The sequence below is a fragment of the Lacrimispora sp. 38-1 genome, from assembly GCF_049890855.1.
Classification (GTDB): Bacteria; Bacillota; Clostridia; order Lachnospirales; family Lachnospiraceae; genus Lacrimispora.
This window is the reverse complement of the sequence record NZ_JBANEW010000062.1, coordinates 1-3,459: the sequence shown is the minus strand read 5'-3', so window position 1 is coordinate 3,459 and position 3,459 is coordinate 1. Positions and strand designations below refer to the sequence as shown.

Genomic DNA, 3,459 nt, shown 5'->3' with positions numbered 1-3,459 from the left:
AACATGCAGTCTCCCCCGCAGTAATGAGATGCCCGGAGATGCCTCCCAAGCCAATGAAATGTCCGGAACATGCAGTCTCCCCCGCAGTAATGAGGTGCCCGGAAATGCCTCCATGCCCGAGAATGTATCCGGATATGCCCCCATGCTGCATGAAACCGAATATGCCAATGGGTATGGCTCCCGGCATGTATACTGATACAAAGCCAGCTGAATGTTCAGGTGCTGAGAACATTGACCGGTATCCTGTTGGAATGGCCTATGTTCCATGGCAGAGATGGCAGGAACTTTATTCTGTAGATACAGCAATTGAAATGGGAACTATTTTCCCGGATTTATTTAAACCATTTTTGATGGGAGGGTGCAAGTGATGGCAAATTGTAATGTTGATTGCGATATGTTATTAATGCAGATATTCCAGTCCTGTTTTGCAATGGACGATGTAATTCTGTATCTTGATACCCATCCATGTGATCAGGCTGCATTGAATTATTATCATTATGTTGCAAATATGCGGGAACAGGCTGTGCATGCCTATGAGGAGTATTGTGGTCCGTTAATGTCAAACCATGTTATGGACGAAAATTACTGGTCCTGGGTAAATGATCCATGGCCATGGGAAGGAGTGTGCGGCTAATGTGGAGATATGAGAAAAGGTTGCAGTATCCTGTAAATATTAAAACACCTAATCCCAAAATAGCTACCTTCATTATGAGTCAGTATGGCGGACCTTAAGGCAAATGTATATAATAAATAAACCTCATTTCTCCGGACTTCTTATCATAAATAATCTTTTTTACCACACTGCGCAACGCCCTTCCTTTGGCTTCGCTGCTGACCGACTGATCTGTCAGTATGTCGCAGACGCTGCTTATTCTGCACAAAGATACGTCCCTGCTGTGAGAATCCACAGCGCTTTTTGAAGCCTCAATGGATTTTATCCTGATTTTCAGCTCTGTTTCTGTCTTCTTTAAGCGTTCTTTTCCAGCGCGGTACTCTTCCAGATCATCAATTCCATTTTCATAAGCTGCTTTTATTTTACCTTTCCTTGCATGGAGCTTTTCCAGTGCAGATTCTAACTGCTGCTTTTCCAGATATTGTTCTGATGCAGTCCGTTTGGTGTATTCGCTGGTTCCGGCAGCAGCGGTGACCTGCTGTAAAGATTCAATAATGAGAGACTCCGCCTTTTTATCAGAGATACAGCAGGATTCCTTATGAAGCCCTTTTGCATAGCGCCAGCACTGAAAGTAGCCGGACTGATGTCCGGTTTTGCTTCCGGCATTATATCCTAAGCTGGCTCCGCAATAGCCGCAGACTAAAAGCCCTGAAGCCCAATGCCTGCAGGCGGAGACTTCCCTGCGGTTTCTGGGTCTGTATTCCTGTTTCAGCCGCTGCTGGTTTGCCTTAAACACAGAAGTGACTTCCTTCCTTGTTTCATGAGAACCCTGAAACGAGATATTGTTCCAGGTAACGGTTCCTTCATAGAATTTATTTTTTAATATCCGTTCCACCGCTCTTCTGTCAAATGAATTGCCACGTTTGGTACAATATCCCTGATTGTTTGCCTCTTTTGCAATAGAAGCCAGATCCATCCCGTTGAAAAAAGACTGATGTATAAATACAACGGCTTCATATTCCTTTTCTTCTATAATAAAAGGTTTTCCTTCCCCCACTGCGCGGTAGCCAAGACAGGGAGCGGCCTGATAGCCGTTTCTTAGTGCTTTTTCCGTCATTCCCCGTGTGACTTCCCCGGATAAGTTAATGGAATAATATTCGTCAAACCATTCAATGATACTCTCGATCAGTCGTCCGAACATGCCTTCCATGATCGGTTCTGAAACACTTTTTATAGTGATACCGCATTTCTTTCGAAGTACGCTTTTGTAAAACATGCTTTCTTCCTGATTTCGTGCAAAACGTGAAAATTTCCATAAATAGAGATATTGAAAAGGACATGGATGTGTTTTTGCAATGGAAATCATCCGCTGAAACTCTTTTCGGTTATCAGCACGGCGTCCGCTGATACCTTTTTCTTCTATAAAAATGTACTCGTCAGGGATCAGTACGCCATCAGCACCTGCTGAATTTTTAATCTCACGAAGCTGTGCAGCAGGAGAAAGTTCCGTCTGATCGTTTGTGCTTACCCGGACATAAGCTGCGCCAATAGGCTTTTTTACATTTTTAACCAATGAGTTCCCTTCTTTCCGATGATTAAAAGAGAAGATACCTGGAAACAGGTACAATCTGTATCACATACATTTTACAGGGAAGGAGATGGAAATATGAGTAAAAACATTAAGATTGAAAATTACATAGATTTTAACGGGGAAATGATTTTATTTGATATTCTGCCAGAGGAGAGGCAAAAGCAAGCAGGTGAAAAGATCCGGGATCTGATGATGGAGCATGCGGGCTACGACTTAATAAGGACATCAGAAAATCGCCGGCCATCTGCTGTATCGATGACCGGACCATTCGTTTAGCCGGGGATGAGCAGGCAGCTCAGGAACTGGCATCTTCTTTGCATCCCTCGAAAGGAAAGAAAAATTCCGGAATACCGGAGGCATATGGAGCAATATCGTACTGCTGGTAGTAGATGACAAGGCCGCAGGGCTTTAAGAAAAAGGCGTTCATATCAAAGTTCCCCCGGATCAGATGGGAATAATCGTCAAAGTAGGAGGCAGGAGCATCTTTCATGCGAGCTGTGATTTCATTTTCGATCACCTGAAAGATGGTATTATTTAGTGTTTTCACGTCAGGGAAAAAATCTGTCAGATGAAGCTGATTTCCTGTCTGGAAGTCCCAGGTCTGAGACTGTCTCAGTGTATTACCGTGGGCTCCGCCCAAATAAGAATATTGGTCGATATAGAGGCTTGTAATGCAATCCTCGTTATATGTCACCACATAATCAGACAAGAATTCATAGCTGTGAAAGGGAAAATCATTGTCTTTTGCATACATGGCATTTTCAACAGCCTGAGGGTATAAAATCTCACGACAGTATTTTTCTGCCTGCTGGGACTGTATCTCATAGAACTGGCTGATGGCGGGGGCAGTATCAGAACTGCAGGTTGATGTAAAAGAAGGATAATGAATGGTATAGGTAAGTACAGGTATGTCGTTATGAAGGAGGACATCTGACTTCGTTTTCTTATAGATTGTCTGCATGTGAACCTCAGGAAAGCAAGCTTTTTATATTATATGAATACTCAGCTTCTTTATTGCTCGAAAATGAGAAAATGAACGAATCAGGGATATAATATGTATATTCAAAGCTGTTTATACCATACTATCTTTGAGGTGAACGATATGAAAAACAATAAAAAAGATAATTACAGCTCCAGTGCAAAGGAAGATAACAAAAAGCCTGAAACGTTTCAGGATCACTGGGAGACAGGGAAATTCTTAGGTCCCAATACTTTGAGGCATGAAGAAAGCATTAAAGTGTATGAAGATAAGGAA

Annotated in this window: 5 protein-coding genes and 1 pseudogene; 4 read left to right on the top strand and 2 right to left on the bottom strand. The window is 42.6% G+C overall.

What is annotated here, in order from left to right; all coding sequences use genetic code 11:
* From V7D18_RS17915 to V7D18_RS17905, 3 genes and pseudogenes are all read left to right on the top strand, one after another.
* On the top strand, window positions 1–368 hold a 368-nt coding region (locus tag V7D18_RS17915), incomplete at its 5' end, for a spore coat associated protein CotJA (protein ID WP_426156157.1).
* Window positions 368–634, top strand: coding sequence for a spore coat protein CotJB (locus V7D18_RS17910; RefSeq protein WP_426156155.1), 267 nt, complete (start codon window positions 368–370; stop codon window positions 632–634). The genes V7D18_RS17915 and V7D18_RS17910, both read left to right, overlap by 1 nt.
* Window positions 634–729: pseudogene (locus V7D18_RS17905) on the top strand (manganese catalase family protein); the annotation flags it as partial. The gene V7D18_RS17910 and the pseudogene V7D18_RS17905, both read left to right, overlap by 1 nt.
* On the opposite strand, the gene V7D18_RS17900 reads toward V7D18_RS17905, so the two are convergent.
* A complete protein-coding gene (locus V7D18_RS17900; RefSeq protein WP_426156153.1) occupies window positions 729–2,186 on the bottom strand; it encodes a recombinase family protein in 1,458 nt (485 codons plus the stop codon). The pseudogene V7D18_RS17905 and the gene V7D18_RS17900 sit on opposite strands and share 1 nt — an antisense overlap.
* Window positions 2,187–2,279: 93 nt before the next feature.
* On the opposite strand from V7D18_RS17900, the gene V7D18_RS17895 reads away from it, so the two are divergent.
* A complete protein-coding gene (locus V7D18_RS17895) occupies window positions 2,280–2,480 on the top strand; it encodes a hypothetical protein (RefSeq protein WP_426156151.1) in 201 nt (66 codons plus the stop codon).
* A gap of 19 nt (window positions 2,481–2,499) precedes the next feature.
* Here the strand turns inward: V7D18_RS17895 and V7D18_RS17890 are convergent, their stop codons facing one another.
* The gene (locus tag V7D18_RS17890; protein WP_426156149.1) at window positions 2,500–3,165 is read right to left on the bottom strand and encodes a DUF3298 and DUF4163 domain-containing protein; all 666 of its coding nucleotides are present in this window, start codon (window positions 3,163–3,165) and stop codon (window positions 2,500–2,502) included.
* Window positions 3,166–3,459 lie beyond the last annotated feature (294 nt).

Coding starts and splice junctions, on each gene's coding strand:
- V7D18_RS17910 (WP_426156155.1), top strand. CDS start 368: ATGGCAAATTGTAATGTTGATTGCGATATGTTATTAATGCAGATATTC.
- V7D18_RS17895 (WP_426156151.1), top strand. CDS start 2,280: ATGAGTAAAAACATTAAGATTGAAAATTACATAGATTTTAACGGGGAA.
- V7D18_RS17890 (WP_426156149.1), bottom strand. CDS start 3,165: ATGCAGACAATCTATAAGAAAACGAAGTCAGATGTCCTCCTTCATAAC.